Origin of the sequence: Streptococcus sp. GMD1S (assembly GCF_000296875.1) — a bacterium.
In the GTDB taxonomy this organism is placed as follows: Bacteria; Bacillota; Bacilli; order Lactobacillales; family Streptococcaceae; genus Streptococcus.
In genome coordinates this window covers 1-14,094 of sequence record NZ_AJQY01000028.1, presented here as the reverse complement: position 1 = coordinate 14,094, position 14,094 = coordinate 1, and the positions used below count along the sequence as shown (strand labels likewise).

Annotated in this window: 14 protein-coding genes and 1 pseudogene; all 15 read right to left on the bottom strand. The window is 41.6% G+C overall.

Features of this window, described 5'->3' with window-relative positions:
- The coding region (locus GMD1S_RS05010) for an SPFH domain-containing protein (RefSeq protein ID WP_000244060.1) at positions 1–509 on the bottom strand (509 nt) is incomplete at its 3' end.
- Between the two features lie 82 nt (positions 510–591).
- A complete protein-coding gene (ilvA, locus tag GMD1S_RS05005) occupies positions 592–1,842 on the bottom strand; it encodes a threonine ammonia-lyase IlvA (protein ID WP_000947312.1) in 1,251 nt (416 codons plus the stop codon).
- A gap of 79 nt (positions 1,843–1,921) precedes the next feature.
- The gene (gene ilvC / locus GMD1S_RS05000) at positions 1,922–2,944 is read right to left on the bottom strand and encodes a ketol-acid reductoisomerase (RefSeq protein WP_000290683.1); all 1,023 of its coding nucleotides are present in this window, start codon (positions 2,942–2,944) and stop codon (positions 1,922–1,924) included.
- Between the two features lie 89 nt (positions 2,945–3,033).
- Complete coding sequence (gene ilvN, locus GMD1S_RS04995) at positions 3,034–3,510, bottom strand: acetolactate synthase small subunit (protein ID WP_001253813.1); 477 nt, start codon at positions 3,508–3,510, stop codon at positions 3,034–3,036.
- On the bottom strand, positions 3,503–5,203 hold the full coding sequence (locus tag GMD1S_RS04990; protein WP_000411749.1) for an acetolactate synthase large subunit: 1,701 nt from the start codon (positions 5,201–5,203) through the stop codon (positions 3,503–3,505). Before GMD1S_RS04990 ends, ilvN begins: the two co-directional genes overlap by 8 nt.
- Before the next feature lie 322 nt (positions 5,204–5,525).
- A complete protein-coding gene (gene fusA, locus GMD1S_RS04985; protein ID WP_000090339.1) occupies positions 5,526–7,607 on the bottom strand; it encodes an elongation factor G in 2,082 nt (693 codons plus the stop codon).
- Between the two features lie 275 nt (positions 7,608–7,882).
- A complete protein-coding gene (gene rpsG / locus GMD1S_RS04980) occupies positions 7,883–8,353 on the bottom strand; it encodes a 30S ribosomal protein S7 (RefSeq protein WP_000087873.1) in 471 nt (156 codons plus the stop codon).
- A 19-nt stretch (positions 8,354–8,372) separates the two neighbouring features.
- A complete protein-coding gene (gene rpsL, locus GMD1S_RS04975) occupies positions 8,373–8,786 on the bottom strand; it encodes a 30S ribosomal protein S12 (protein ID WP_001142332.1) in 414 nt (137 codons plus the stop codon).
- Between the two features lie 318 nt (positions 8,787–9,104).
- Positions 9,105–9,704 carry a response regulator transcription factor gene (locus GMD1S_RS04970; RefSeq protein WP_000772064.1) on the bottom strand — a complete coding sequence of 200 codons (600 nt, stop codon included), beginning with the start codon at positions 9,702–9,704 and terminating at the stop codon, positions 9,105–9,107.
- A 1-nt stretch (position 9,705) separates the two neighbouring features.
- Positions 9,706–10,803, bottom strand: a complete 1,098-nt coding sequence (locus GMD1S_RS04965) for a sensor histidine kinase (protein WP_000890228.1) — start codon at positions 10,801–10,803, stop codon at positions 9,706–9,708.
- Positions 10,804–10,807: 4 nt separating this feature from the next.
- The gene (locus GMD1S_RS04960; RefSeq protein WP_000794227.1) at positions 10,808–11,542 is read right to left on the bottom strand and encodes an ABC transporter permease; all 735 of its coding nucleotides are present in this window, start codon (positions 11,540–11,542) and stop codon (positions 10,808–10,810) included.
- A 12-nt stretch (positions 11,543–11,554) separates the two neighbouring features.
- The gene (locus GMD1S_RS04955; RefSeq protein ID WP_000216048.1) at positions 11,555–12,430 is read right to left on the bottom strand and encodes an ABC transporter ATP-binding protein; all 876 of its coding nucleotides are present in this window, start codon (positions 12,428–12,430) and stop codon (positions 11,555–11,557) included.
- Positions 12,417–12,611: a hypothetical protein gene (locus GMD1S_RS04950; protein ID WP_000709174.1), complete on the bottom strand. Its 195-nt coding sequence runs from the start codon at positions 12,609–12,611 to the stop codon at positions 12,417–12,419. The genes GMD1S_RS04955 and GMD1S_RS04950 overlap by 14 nt, the downstream gene beginning before the upstream one ends.
- Positions 12,608–12,814 carry a hypothetical protein gene (locus GMD1S_RS04945; RefSeq protein ID WP_000390700.1) on the bottom strand — a complete coding sequence of 69 codons (207 nt, stop codon included), beginning with the start codon at positions 12,812–12,814 and terminating at the stop codon, positions 12,608–12,610. Before GMD1S_RS04945 ends, GMD1S_RS04950 begins: the two co-directional genes overlap by 4 nt.
- Before the next feature lie 110 nt (positions 12,815–12,924).
- Positions 12,925–14,094, bottom strand: a pseudogene (locus tag GMD1S_RS04940) (hypothetical protein); the annotation flags it as partial.

Below are 14,094 nucleotides of genomic sequence, written 5' to 3'. Positions count from 1 at the left end.
GGTTCAACCTTAGTAATCAGCGTTTTGACAATGATATACCCATACGTAGACATTTCTTCAGCCACTTGTTTTTGAACTTCTAAGGCGATTTCATCCTTCTTCTCAAACAACTCATCTAGGGTTAGCTTTGGTACAGATGAACGCAAAGCATCTTCAATATAGGATTTAATTTGGGCTTCTGGACGCATCAATTTATAATAGGCATCTGTGACGTTATTTTCATTTACTCGATACTGAGTTGCCACATTCATCGTTACAAATACATTATCTTGCGTCTTTGTCTCTACAACAATCTCACTTTGCAACAAGCGTAGTTGAACTCTTGCCGCAATCCTATCAATTCCAAAAGGAGCTCGTAAATGAATACCACTATTGCTCAACTTTTGGTATTTACCAAAGCGTTCTATGATAGCGACCGATTGTTGTCGAACCACATACACAGAACTAATCATAATCACTGATGCAATCACCACTAAAAACAATAAAATAAGTAAAATTTGTAAAACCATGGGAATCTCCCCCTTTCGTCACCCTCATTATAGCACCATCAACATCATTACGCAAATAATATGATAATAATTTTATTTTAGCTTAAACTAGCATATTATACAATGTTTCGTTCCCATTCAAATTAATATAAGATGGGTCAAACTTTTCCATTCGATGAATCAAGCCAGCATAATCATGCTTATTGGCAAGAGCTACCCCAATCAAGACAGGGCCTGTCCCCTTGCTTGCTCGTTTGATATATTCAAAACGAGTGATGTCATCATTTGGCCCCAAAATGTCATTTACAAACTCTCGTAGAGCTCCTGGACGTTGTGGGAAATTCACTACAAAGTAATGCTTGATTCCATCGTAAATCAAGGCACGTTCTTCCATCTCTGGCATGCGGTTGATATCGTTATTTCCTCCAGAAATAATACAACAAATCGTCTTGCCTTTGATATAGTCTGATAAAACTTCCAAGGCTGCAACGCTGGCAGCTCCGGCTGGTTCTGCTACAATACCTTGTTTGGAATAAAGATCAATCAAGGTTTCGGAAATCAATCCCTCGTCCACCCCAATCAGCGTTTCAACATTCTTACGGGTCGCTTCATAGGTTAATTGTCCAACCTTTTGTACGGCTATCCCATCAGCAAACTTATCAATTTCTTTGAGCTTAACTGGTCCCCCAGCTTCAAAGGCAGCTTTCATAGAGCGAGCACCATTAGCTTCTACCCCAATCACTTCAATGGTCGGGTTGGTTTCCTTAATATAAGTAGAAACACCGGCAATCAATCCGCCACCACCTACTGGTACAAGTACTGTGTCAAAATCAATAGACTCTTTACGGGCTTCTTCAAGAATCTCATAGGCTACAGTCCCTTGACCAGCCTGAACATGCGCATCATCAAAAGGATCGATAAAGGTGCGGTTTTCTGTCAATGTAAATTCTTGTGCTGCCTTAGCAGAAGCATCAAAGGTATCCCCAACCAACTTGATTGTCACGAACTCTCCACCGAAAAAGCGAACCTGCCCAATCTTTTGTTGCGGTGTTGTGATGGGCATAAAAATGGTTGCAGGAATCTTCATCTCATTACAAGTATAGGCGACACCTTGGGCATGATTTCCCGCAGAGGCACAGACTACACCACGCTCGCGTTCTTCTTTTGATAGTTGAGAAATGGCATAATAGGCTCCACGAATCTTAAAAGAGCGAACTCGTTGCGCATTCTCCTTTTTGAGATAAATCTTTGCTTGGTATTTTTCTGATAAATAATGATCATATTCTAGTGGTGTATCAACTACTACACCACTCAAAACTTTGTGGGCTCTCACCACATCTTTTGCACTTAGCATTGTCTCCTCCTCAAGTACTTTTCAAGATAAAAAACGAGTTAGGTACCCCCAACTCGCCTTCTGTCTCTCTTTACAAGAATTAATTGTAGATTTTGAATGCGTCGTCGTCGTTTTTACCAACGAAAGGCATTGCTTTACGCAATTCTGCACCAACTTTTTCAATTTCAAGGTTAGCTGCTTGTTCACGGTAAGCAGTTAATTTTGGACGACCAGCCTTGTAGTCATTTACAAAGTCATTTGCAAATTTTCCATTTTGGATATCTGCCAAAACAGCTTTCATGTTTTCTTTAACTTGCTCAGTAATCACACGTGGACCTGATACATAGTCACCGTATTCAGCAGTGTTTGAGATAGATTGACGCATTTTCTTGAATCCACCTTCATAGATCAAGTCAACGATCAATTTCATTTCATGAAGAACTTCAAAGTAAGCCAATTCTGGGGCATAGCCTGCTTCTGTCAAGACTTCAAAACCTGCTTCGATAAGGGCAGTCAAACCACCACAAAGTACGGCTTGTTCACCAAACAAATCTTCTTCAGTTTCTTCTTTGTAAGTTGTTTCAAGCAAACCAACACGAGCTGCCCCAACACCTTTACACCAGTCCATAGCAATGTTTTTCGCATTTCCTGTTGCATCTTGGTAAACTGCGTAAAGAGCTGGCACACCAAATCCTTCTTCGTAAGTACGACGTACCAAGTGTCCTGGTCCTTTAGGAGCACACATGAAGACATCTACATCTGCAGGAACTTTGATAAATTCAAAGTGGATATTGAAACCATGAGCAAATCCAACAGCATTTCCAGCTTCCAAGTTTGGAGCGATTTCTGCTTCGTACAATTCTTGTTGGATTTCGTCTGGTGCCAAGATCATGATAACGTCAGCCAATTTAGTTGCTTCTGCTACTGTGTAAGTGTCAAAACCATCTTCTTTTGCTTTGTCAAAAGATTTACCTGGACGCACACCGATGATGACATCACGACCTGAGTCACGCAAGTTTTGCGCATGCGCATGTCCTTGTGAACCATAACCGATTACGGCGATTTTTTTACCGTCAAGCGCTGCTACTTTAACATCTTTTTCGTATTCCATTTGAACTGCCATAGTTTTTCTCTCTTTTCTATTTTTATTGCCTTATAGGCTGGTTTAACAAATTTAAACTGGATTTTATACTCAATGAAAATCAAAGAGTATTAGTCGCGGGTAAATCCAGTTGCACCCGTACGAGCGATATTTTTAATACCATATGGTCGAATCACTCGTAATAAAGCTTCACTCTTTTCAGCATTTCCCGTCATCTGGATGGTGATTGAGCTTGGAGCCACATCTACTACCGTTGCACGGAAAGGTTGGATAATGGCCAAGATTTCTGCACGCTTCTCAGCAGGAGCAGATACTTTTACCAAGATAACTTCTCTTTCCAAGTGTGGTTTATCTGTGATATCTCGAATGCGAATCACATCAATCTGACGATTGAGCTGTTTAATGATTTGCTCTACTTCATCATGAGATGCTACATCAATAATGATGGTGATACGAGATACATTGGGGTTCTCTGTCGCACCAACCGAGATACTCTCAATATTGACTTGACGACGAGAAAGGACACCTGTAAAACGATTCAAAACTCCTGAACGGTTTTGCAATCTAGCTGTTAACATTCTACGCATGGAACTTCACCCCCAACATCTCATGATTGCTCTTACCAGCTGGTACCATCGGTAAGACCTGTTCCTTACGAGAAATATCCACCTCGATAAACATGGGCACATCCTCCAGAATGACTTCTAGATCCTTCTCTATCGTCTCTGGATTATCAAATTTATAGTTTTTGATGCCATAAGCCTGTGCCATCAACTGGAAGTCAGGAAGTGTATCAAAGACTGACTCAGAAGTTCTACCCTCATAGAAGGATTCCTGCCACTGACGAACCATTCCTAGTGAGTGGTTATTCAACATGACAACCTTAATCGGCACCTTGTAGATGTTTAGGATCGCTAGCTCTTGGTTGGTCATTTGGAAGCCACCATCACCGACAAAAAGGATGACTTCTTTTTCTGGATTGGCAATCTTGGCTCCGATAGCTGCAGGAACTCCGAATCCCATGGTACCCAAACCACCTGAAGTGACTAACTGACGCTCATTTTGGTAAGGATAATACTGGGCTGTCCACATTTGGTGTTGTCCAACGTCAGTAACAACAATAGCATCCCCATGCGTCAACTCACCGATGCGTTCAATGACAGCCTGAGGTTGAACCACACGTTCTTTCTTATCATAAGAACGAACTCGATTCTTGTCCTTGGTGACTTTTTCAATCCACTTTTCAGTATTGTTATGAACAGTTGGTTCTGCCAGTAGCATCTGCAAGGCTTTCTTAGCATCTCCCACTACAGGAATATCTGCACTGATAATCTTACCAATCTCAGCTGGGTCAACATCGATATGGGCAACCTTAGCATTCTTCGCGAAGGTCTTAGGGTTCCCAGTCAAGCGGTCATCGAAACGGCAACCAATACTAATCATAAAGTCCGCTTCCGTCATTGCAATATTGGCTGCGAAAGAACCGTGCATTCCTCCCATCCCTAGAAAGAGCGGATGACTCGTTGCAATGGTTCCTTGCCCCAAAAGACTAGTGACTACTGGAATTTGGTAACGTTCAGCAAATTCATTGAGCTCTTTAGAAGCTTCCGCATAGCTGATACCACCGCCTGCTAACAAAACAGGTTTCTTGGCTTTTGACAATTGCTTCAAGATTTTCTTGATTTGCATGTCATTCGGTTCAAGCGTCGGTTGGTAACTTGGTAAATTCACCTCCGGTGAATAGATGAAATCTGTCTCTAGAGCTGATACATCCTTTGGCAAGTCAATCACAACAGGACCTGGACGACCTGTCGTTGCGATATGAACAGCTTCCGTAATGATACGGGGAATATCTGCTGTCTCACGAACTTGGTAATTGTACTTGGTAATGGGCATGGTAATCCCCACGATGTCCGCCTCCTGAAAAGCATCTTTCCCAATTCCAGCTCGCGCAACCTGACCTGTAAAGACCAAAAGGGGAACGCTATCGCTCATGGCATCTGCAATCCCTGTAATGGCATTTGTTGCTCCCGGCCCACTCGTGACGACGGCAACGCCCAACTTTCCAGTTGATTTGGCATATCCTTCAGCTTCGTGAAGACAACCTTGCTCATGGCGTCCTAAGATGTGGCGAATACCTTTAAAATTGTATATCGCATCATACAAAGGTAAGACCGCACCACCAGGATAACCAAAAATGGTATCAATCCCTAAGTCCCGAAGTGTTTCCAAAACTAGGTCCGACCCCGTCTTAGGAGATTCTAAACTGATTTTCTCCATTATTCCCCTTTCTCTTCTCTTAAAAAAATAGCTTGTTACTATCATACCATTTTTTCAAAAATTTTCAAGGCAAAAGAGTCAATTTTCTGAATTTTCTATCTAAAAGTGTATTTATGAATCTTTCCCTCATTTTTATTAATTTTTCTACGGAATTCAGAACCTTTATTTACTTTAATTTATCAAATTAGAATATTTTCTTACTTGGTAGAATTAGTATTTTTCTCACTTAGCGACCAAATTCGTATACTATATTCAGCAAAAATGAATAGTTAAAGACAAAAAAGGAAGCCACTAAGTGACTTCCTTCTAGAGTGAGGACTGATTAGTCTTCACCTTTGTTTTTCTTAATGATTTCTTCTTGTACTGACTTAGGTACATCTTCGTAGTGGTCAAATACCATCATGAAGGTACCACGTCCTTGAGATGCAGAACGAAGAACTGTTGCGTAACCGAACATTTCAGCAAGCGGAACGTAAGCACGAACGATTTGGCTGTTACCGTGTGCTTCCATACCATCTACACGTCCACGACGAGCAGTTACGTGACCCATAACATCACCAAGGTTTTCTTCTGGAACAGTGATGGTTACAAGCATCATTGGCTCAAGGATAGCTGGTTGTGCTGATTTAGCAGCTTCTTTAAGGGCAAGTGAAGCCGCGATCTTGAAGGCAGTTTCAGATGAGTCGACATCGTGGTATGAACCATCGTAAAGCTTAGCTTTAACGTCAACCATTGGGTAACCTGCAAGAACACCGTTAGCCATAGATTCTACCAAACCTTTTTCAACCGCTGGGATAAATTCACGAGGAACCACACCACCGACGATTGCGTTTTCGAATTCGAATCCTTTACCTTCTTCGTTTGGAGTAAATTCAATCCATACATCACCGAATTGACCTTTACCACCAGACTGACGTTTGAAGAATCCACGTGCTTGAGTAGAAGCGCGGAATGTTTCACGGTAAGATACTTGAGGAGCACCTACGTTCGCTTCAACTTTGAACTCACGACGCATACGGTCAACAAGGACATCAAGGTGAAGCTCACCCATACCAGAGATAACTGTTTCACCAGTTTCAACGTTTGTTTCAACGCGGAATGTTGGATCTTCTTCAGCCAATTTTTGAAGGGCGATACCCATCTTGTCTTGGTCTGCTTTAGATTTAGGCTCAACCATCAATTGGATAACTGGTTCTGGAACGTTGATTGACTCAAGGATGATTTTAGCTTTTTCATCTGTCAATGAGTCACCAGTTGTAGTATCTTTCAAACCAACGGCAGCAGCGATATCACCTGAGTAAACAGTGTCAATTTCTTGACGGCTGTTAGCGTGCATTTGAAGGATACGTCCGATACGTTCACGTTTACCTTTAGAAGTGTTCAATACGTAAGAACCTGATTGGAGAACACCTGAGTATACACGGAAGAATGTCAAACGACCTACGAATGGGTCAGTCATGATCTTGAAGGCAAGAGCTGCGAATGGCTCTTCGTCAGATGCTGGGCGAGTTTCTTCTTCGTCTGTATCTGGGTTGATACCTTTGATCGCTGGGATGTCAAGTGGGCTTGGAAGGTAGTCGATAACCGCATCAAGCATCAATTGAACACCCTTGTTCTTGAAGGCAGAACCACACAATACTGGGAAGAATTCAACGTTGATAGTTGCTTTACGGATAGCAGCTTTCAATTCTTCGTTAGTGATTTCTTCACCTTCAAGGTATTTCATCATCAAGTCTTCATCAGTTTCAGCAACTGCTTCAACCAATTTTTCACGGTATTCTTGAGCTTGGTCAAGGTATTCAGCTGGAATATCTTCTTCAAGGATATCTGTACCAAGGTCGTTAGTATAGATTTCAGCTTTCATCTTGATCAAGTCGATGATACCGCGGAAGTCATCTTCAGCACCGATTGGCAATTGGATTGGGTGTGCGTTTGCTTGAAGACGGTCGTGAAGTGTGCTTACTGAGTAAAGGAAGTCAGCACCGATTTTGTCCATTTTGTTAGCAAATACGATACGTGGAACTCCGTACTCAGTTGCTTGACGCCAAACTGTTTCAGTTTGAGGCTCAACACCTGATTGTGAGTCAAGAACAGTAACCGCACCGTCCAATACACGAAGAGAACGTTGTACTTCGATTGTGAAGTCCACGTGTCCTGGTGTGTCGATGATGTTTACGCGGTGGTTGTTCCATTGAGCTGTTGTCGCAGCAGATGTGATAGTGATACCACGTTCTTGCTCTTGCTCCATCCAGTCCATTTGTGACGCACCTTCGTGAGTTTCACCGATTTTGTGGATTTTACCAGTGTAGTAAAGAATACGCTCAGTAGTTGTTGTTTTACCGGCATCGACGTGAGCCATGATACCGATATTACGAGTTTTTTCAAGTGAAAATTCGCGTGCCATGAGGTTTGTTTCTCCTATTTATTTTAATTTCTATTCTATTATAACACGATTTTAATAAAAACGGATAGGCAGGACCTACCCGTTCTCAATGTTTATCTTGTTTTTGTTGGTTTCAACTTGTAGATAAGTTGAATTGAACTCGGGCTAAAGTTAATTAGCCTATTTGAGCCGGAACGGGATGCTGTGTGAAAAAGATAAACTTCCTTGTATTCGTCGAATACTGCGTCAGTTTCCTATTTTCACCTTGCATCCTTACCGTTCCTAGCATCATGATTTTACCAACGGAAGTGTGCGAAGGCACGGTTAGCTTCAGCCATACGGTGAGTGTCTTCACGTTTCTTAACTGCTGCACCAGTGTTGTTCGCAGCATCCAAGATTTCTTTTGCAAGACGGTCTTGCATTGTGTGTTCACCACGAAGGCGAGCGATGGTTACCAACCAACGAAGTCCAAGTGTTGTACGACGTTCTGGACGAACTTCAACTGGGACTTGGTAGTTAGATCCACCAACACGACGTGCACGTACTTCAAGTACAGGCATGATGTTTTCCATAGCTGTTTCAAATACTTCAAGTGCATCGTTTCCAGTAGCTTCTTTGATTTGCTCAAAAGCACCGTAAACGATTGAAGCAGCTGTACCACGTTTACCATCAAGCATAACGCGGTTGATAAGACGAGTAACTAGTTGTGAATTGTAAAGCGGATCTGGCAATACGTCACGTTTTGGAGCTCTATTTTTACGACTCATTTCTCTTTATCCCCTTTCCTTATGCTTTTGGACGTTTAGTACCGTATTTAGAACGGCCTTGTTTACGATCGTTAACACCTGCAGTATCAAGTGCACCACGGACGATATGGTAACGTACCCCTGGAAGGTCTTTTACACGTCCACCACGAAGAAGCACCACGCTGTGCTCTTGCAAGTTGTGTCCGATACCTGGGATGTAGGCAGTAACTTCGATAAGGTTGCTCAAACGTACACGAGCGAATTTACGAAGGGCAGAGTTAGGTTTTTTAGGTGTCATTGTTCCCACACGAGTTGCAACACCACGTTTTTGTGGTGAAGAAACGTTTGTTTGAACTTTTTTATGACTGTTGTAACCAACGTTCAAAGCTGGTGATTTAGATTTTTCTACTTTTGATTTACGCGGTTTGCGAACCAATTGGTTAATTGTAGGCATCTACATTCTCCTGTGTTTTTTTATTTTTGGTGATGATACACTTGGTGACAGCTACCATCTGTGTGTACTTTTGCAACATTTGTCAGCACGTCCCTGTACACTTTTGAGAGACCAAAAGTAAAAAGTACCGTCTATTATTGTAACACAATTTTTCCTTCATTGTCAAGATATTTTTCATTTTTATTCTGATCTTTTAACTCTTTGACACTAGCTTTCACCGCTTTTCTAAACCAGAAAAGGAGGCGATTTACCTCCTCCTTTCTAGTATGGATTTCCTTTGATTCAAGTTATCGTTTCGGAATTTTTTAACCCTTCTTATCAAAGCCAACCAGATTCTTTTGCAATGTTGGCTGCCTCTGTTCGATTACCAGCATCTAGTTTCGAAAGAATATTGGTGACATAGTTTCGGACGGTTCCATTTGATAGATAAAGCTGGTCTGCAATCTCTTGATTGGATAAGCCCTGAGCAATTCCCTTTAAAACAGCGATTTCTTGCTCTGTTAACGGGTTAGGATGCGTCATCACCACTTCCATCAATTCAGGCGAATATTCCTTGCGTCCTTCGAGAACAGTGTGCAAGGTTTGCATGAGGTCTGCAATGCTTCTTTCTTTCAAGACATAAGCATCCACTCCAGCCTTGACCGCACGTTCAAAATATCCGGGACGTTTGAAGGTCGTCACCACAACCACCTTTGTTTCTAGCTTTTCTGCTCGTATCCACTCCAAGACTTCGAGGCCTGTCTTAACAGGCATTTCTACGTCAAGAATGGCGATATCTATAGACTCCTTTTCTAAGAGTTGGATTGCTTCTTGGCCATCCTTGGCTTGTAGGACAGACTCTACATCTGGTTGAAAGGTAAGCAACTGGCACATAGCATCTCGCAACATACTTTGATCTTCTGCAACAAGTAATTTCATCTTAATTTCTCTCCTTATAAGGTAGCCGAACCTGCACTTCAGTCGGATGTTTCTGAATGATCACCTTTACTTCTCCTGAAAAAGGAAGGACACGGTCTCGAACGGTATGGAGTTCATCTCCTTTTAGTGAAGCAAAGCCACAGCCATCATCTCTCACTGTTAGGATGAGTTCTTTCTCAGTTCGTTCTAATTTCAAGTAAGCTTTCGATGCTTTAGCATGCTTGATGATGTTGGTCACTAACTCAAGCAAAATCATGGAGGCCGTTGATTCTAATTCCTGAGTTAGGCTAGCTGTATCTAGTTGGTGATTGATTTCCGTTTCAATTCCTGCAATTTCCAGCATTTTTTTAACAGTCGCAAACTCGGAAGCAAGGGTTCTTGTTTTAAGATTTTCGATAATTGTACGGACTTCATTCATGGATTCTTTACTGATTTGATGAATTTCTTTTAATTCTTTTTCCACTTGAGGATAGGCCTGCATTTGAAGAAGCTGGAGGGCAAGGTCCGTCTTCACACTCAACATGGCAAAGGTATGACCTAGGCTGTCATGGAGATCCTGACCGATACGACTGCGTTCGTTTTCAGCCAAGAAAAGATTGAGCTTGGCATTTTGTTTCATCTTTTCTTCTTTTATGTCCTCCGACAATCGAATTCGATAAAGACCAAAGGTCATTGCATCGGAAAAGATAAAGGTCACCAAGAAAAAGAGTAGCTGCCAGGGACTAACATGATTGACCATATAGATTCCGGTCAGAATAAATGGTTGCAGGACAATAAAACTGACAAAACGCCAAGAGTGAAAAGAAATCTCATCCAGCTCATAAATAAGGAGATTGGATAAATAAAAGATAAACCATGTGAAACCTGAACTTAGCCAAACAGATGTATAAAAAATGTAGACAAGCATGGACCACCATGCTAGCCACTGCACGGTGCGATTCTGACTGATTAAAACCAAATAGAAGGCAAGTACAAATAGTAGGGTCCATAGCAAGGTTAAAAGCGGGTAATCTCCAACGATGACGCCCGCTATAGGAAAGATGATAAACACAATTGAAATATGAAACATATAATGAATGTTTTTAAATTTTTCCAACATAGATTTATTTTACCTCAATCCTTTTTTTCAGCTGGATTACCAGTACACCAAAGAAAACTGTATAGCCTAGCACAACCAAGGCAGAAAGAATATTAAATTCATGGTGTTCCAAATAAGTAGAGACGACCTGCATCAGTTGATAGGTTGGAGTCAGCTTTCCAATAGATTGGAGCCATTCTGGGAAGGAATCCAAGGGGAACCACAGTCCACCTAGAACAGCCAAAGCAATATAGGCAATATTTCCAACAACCGTCATCAGTTGAGCACTGGGTAGCAAGCTCACCAAGACCCCCATGCTGATAAAGACAACGCTTCCGATCAGCAAAATAGCACCAATTACCATCCAGTCAAGCCAAGGCAGAGTCACTCCACGGACAAAATGACCAACTGAAAAGACAACTGTAATTGATAACAAGAAAGTCAGTAGGGTACTGAACAGTTTTGATACATAATATTCTACCATAGATACGGGAGAATGTTGAATCAATTTTTGCCAGTTGTTTGTCTTATCAGACTCGAGTGTGCTTGGGATACTGAAAAAAGCACTTGACATGATACTAAAGAGCGTCATGGCAAAAAGATAGGCTTGAAGAGCAATTTCTGGAATATCTGACCCTGACATCATACCAGAAAAGATAAGGTAAAACACACTTGGAAGTCCGATGGATAGCAAGTAGTAGACTGCTTGCCGTTTCATCAGAATGATTTCCACTTTCATGAGACTTGTCATATTTTTCATCGTCAATCTCCTTTAATCTTGAGTCGTTTCGAAGATACTGTCTAAGAGAGTTCGATTGCGAACTTCAATTTCTTCGATCATGCAGCCCTGATCTTGCAAGACTTTCCATACCTGGCTGGCTTCTTTGGTTGTGAAGGAAAGAGCATTTTGCTTGATTTCAAGCTCTTGAACCTGGTCCAAAGTGCTGATAACTTCCTGATAAGTTAGAGGTACCGTAAAGTGTTTTTCTTGTTCTTCACCACGCATGGCATAAGGCGTCGTATCGCGAATCAATTCTCCCTTGTGGAGGACCAAAATGCGGTCAGCCGTATGTTCTACCTCTTCGATATAGTGGGAAGAATAGACAATGGTGACACCATTTTTCTTTAACTGATTGACAATTTCCCAAAAATGCTGACGAGTCGAGGTATCCATGGCAGCAGTTGGCTCGTCTAAAAATAGAATTTTCGGACGACCTATTAAAGACAACACAAAAGAGAACAAACGTTTTTGCCCACCAGACAACTTGCCCGCTAGCTGATTTTTCTGTTTGTCCGAAAATCTCAGCAAGTCATCAATTTCTTGATTGGAGAGACTGTTTGGATAGATTGATTGAAAGAAGGATAAGAGTTCTTTCACTTTCAAGTCTTGAACCACCGTATTTTCTTGAGGTAAGATAGAAATAAGCTGCTTTAATCGAGGATCTGTTGGTGCAAAGCCTTGAATAGCTATCTGACCTGAGCTCACGAACTTGTCGCCCAAGAGGCAATCAATCAAGGTCGTCTTACCTGCTCCGTTAGGTCCGATCAAGGCGACACATTCACCATCGTTGATTTCAAAGGAGATGTTCCGCAAGATCTCCTTGTCTTTTATTTTCTTACTCAATTTCTCAACTTTAATCACAGTCATGAGATTCTCCTTTCAACCACTTCATTCCCATAGGGAAAACAACGAAAATCATAAATCCAAAACCCCAAGCACCACGAATGAATTGCCGAAGCAAGGTTTGGTCAAACCAACCAGTAAACATTTCCACTAACCATACCAAGAGTGACAAGCCGATAAAGAGATAGATGATTGCTTTTTTCATTCCTCAAACTCCTTTTTCACATCTCTGAATAATTTCAAACCTTCTCTGACAAGCCAAGACATCATTCCAAAGCCAGCAAAGAGCTCCCAAGGAAAATGGTAGAAACCCTCGTCCAATCCTGAAAACATGAGATAGGTCATAACTCCTGCTGCTACTAAACTCACTGCGACAATCATTTTATTTTTCATTTCTTCTTCCTCCATTTCATACTTCAATTATAGTCCTTTGAAGTAAACGGAGCTAGATGCTTCTGTCACTAGGAAATATGACAAATGTCATAAAAAAGAACCGATTTCTCGGTTCTTAAAAATGATTAGTCTGATTCATCGTTTCGTTTCTTTTTACCTAGCAATCCAAGTGTCATGACACCTGCTAGGGTTGTTAGAATTCCTAGATTTTTCAAACCATCTTCTTGACTTCCTGTATTTGGAAGTTGATTTTTTTCTACAGAGATGTTTTGAGTCAATTGATCTGGTTTCGAATCAGGTACTGAAAGTTCTTTTTTATCAGACGGCTTCACTTGCTCTGGAAGTTCTACTACTGTTGGAGTATAGAATCCTGAAATGATATTTCCATTACGGTCTTTACGGATCACTTTCACACCTTTGGATTGTCCTACAAAGTTTACCTCAGGAGTAAAGGTGACGGTGCCATCTGGTGAGATTACATAAGTTCCTTCGCCTGGAACGACTTTTTCAGTTGTTCCATCTTCAAAGGTTGGCGGAACTGTCAGATCGACATCACCTGTAAAGTTTGGTTTACCAGTCTGAGTTTGACCTTTAAGACCTTCTGATGTCGCATCACTCACTTGTGTTTGTCCAAGGACAGTTGGTGTGTAATGAGCAATAACTACATTTCCATACACATCCAGACGTTTCACAACCAATCCTTTAGCTGTACCAACAAAGTCTGGTTCTGGAGTAAAGGTAATTTGACCATCTTTATCAATTGTATAGCTTCCTTCACCCGGAACAACCATAGTCGTGCTGCCATCCTCAAAGGTTGGTGGAACTGTACTATCGATATGTCTTTCAAACGTTGGTGTTGCCACTTGTGGTTGGCCTTTTGCTCCTGTAGAAGTCGTGTCATGACCAGTAGATGGATCTACAACTGTTGGGCGATAGCTTGCAGTAACTGGAGTACCATTCTTATCCTTGCGGACAATCGTTACGCCTGTTCCTTTTCCTACAAAATTAGCTTCTGGAGTGAAGGTGACGATGCCATCTAGTGAGATTGCATAAGTTCCTTCACCTGGAATCACTTTTTCAGTTGTTCCATCTTCAAATGTCGCCGCCACAGTTTCATCGATTGGAACAAGCGGATTACCACCTTCAAATGTTGGCGTACCTGTTTGAACAAGACCCTTAATGTTAACTGAAGAAGTATCTTTACCAGTTGGAGTCACCTTAGTAAACTCTGGGCTGTAAGTCGCAGTAACTGGGGTGCCATTCTTATCCACACGTTTCACTGTAACTGGATCTGG

Coding starts and splice junctions, on each gene's coding strand:
- ilvA (WP_000947312.1), bottom strand. CDS start 1,842: ATGCTAAGTGCAAAAGATGTGGTGAGAGCCCACAAAGTTTTGAGTGGT.
- ilvC (WP_000290683.1), bottom strand. CDS start 2,944: ATGGCAGTTCAAATGGAATACGAAAAAGATGTTAAAGTAGCAGCGCTT.
- ilvN (WP_001253813.1), bottom strand. CDS start 3,510: ATGCGTAGAATGTTAACAGCTAGATTGCAAAACCGTTCAGGAGTTTTG.
- GMD1S_RS04990 (WP_000411749.1), bottom strand. CDS start 5,203: ATGGAGAAAATCAGTTTAGAATCTCCTAAGACGGGGTCGGACCTAGTT.
- fusA (WP_000090339.1), bottom strand. CDS start 7,607: ATGGCACGCGAATTTTCACTTGAAAAAACTCGTAATATCGGTATCATG.
- rpsG (WP_000087873.1), bottom strand. CDS start 8,353: ATGAGTCGTAAAAATAGAGCTCCAAAACGTGACGTATTGCCAGATCCG.
- rpsL (WP_001142332.1), bottom strand. CDS start 8,786: ATGCCTACAATTAACCAATTGGTTCGCAAACCGCGTAAATCAAAAGTA.
- GMD1S_RS04970 (WP_000772064.1), bottom strand. CDS start 9,704: ATGAAATTACTTGTTGCAGAAGATCAAAGTATGTTGCGAGATGCTATG.
- GMD1S_RS04965 (WP_000890228.1), bottom strand. CDS start 10,803: ATGTTGGAAAAATTTAAAAACATTCATTATATGTTTCATATTTCAATT.
- GMD1S_RS04960 (WP_000794227.1), bottom strand. CDS start 11,542: ATGAAAAATATGACAAGTCTCATGAAAGTGGAAATCATTCTGATGAAA.
- GMD1S_RS04955 (WP_000216048.1), bottom strand. CDS start 12,430: ATGACTGTGATTAAAGTTGAGAAATTGAGTAAGAAAATAAAAGACAAG.
- GMD1S_RS04950 (WP_000709174.1), bottom strand. CDS start 12,611: ATGAAAAAAGCAATCATCTATCTCTTTATCGGCTTGTCACTCTTGGTA.
- GMD1S_RS04945 (WP_000390700.1), bottom strand. CDS start 12,814: ATGGAGGAAGAAGAAATGAAAAATAAAATGATTGTCGCAGTGAGTTTA.